This is a genomic window from Corynebacterium tuscaniense, from assembly GCF_008693065.1.
GTDB classification, from domain to species: domain Bacteria; phylum Actinomycetota; class Actinomycetes; order Mycobacteriales; family Mycobacteriaceae; genus Corynebacterium; species Corynebacterium tuscaniense.
Genome location: NZ_VXKH01000184.1, coordinates 1 through 591, shown reverse-complemented (window position 1 = coordinate 591; position 591 = coordinate 1). Strand labels below are relative to the sequence as shown.

Annotated in this window: 1 pseudogene; it reads right to left on the bottom strand. The window is 57.5% G+C overall.

Annotated elements, in window-relative coordinates:
* A pseudogene (locus F4V54_RS11190) lies at positions 1-582 on the bottom strand (c-type cytochrome biogenesis protein CcsB); the annotation flags it as partial.
* Positions 583-591 lie beyond the last annotated feature (9 nt).

Genomic DNA, 591 nt, shown 5'->3' with positions numbered 1-591 from the left:
CGCAGCGCCCCCCGATACCGTGGTCACGTGCACGGGCAACCAATAGCTGCGTAGTGCAGGCACCACCGGGGCAGTCGCGGCATAGAGTTTGGTGCCGCCGAAGAATAAGAGCCCAATGATCGGGGTCAGCATCCATGGCCACAATACGCGCCATTCTTTACGCTGCACCACCAGCGCCGTCGCAACCATCGCGAATGCTGTAATCACCAGAACATATTCGTAGAGATTGCCCAGCGGTACGCGGTGCGCTGCTAGGCCGCGAAGCACTGCTGCGGTGACATGCACAATGATGCCCAACCAGACCACGGTCTGGGTCATCCCACCAAATTTCGACGCCGAAGCGCGTTTCTGCGCGAGAATTTCCTCCGCATTTTCTGGCAGGGGGTCTTGCTCCGGATCAGCTGGTAATACCGCGGTGGTTCCGGTGCTGCTGTTTTCCGCTCCCACTGCAACCAATTCACGTTGCCGTTGCAAACGCTGATCATAAGACAGTGCGATGTGGCGCTTGACGTAATAGGTGAATGACAGCGCCCACGCGAGGATATAGATCACCAACGCGGTACGAAACGCAATGTCGGACATGTTCGATAG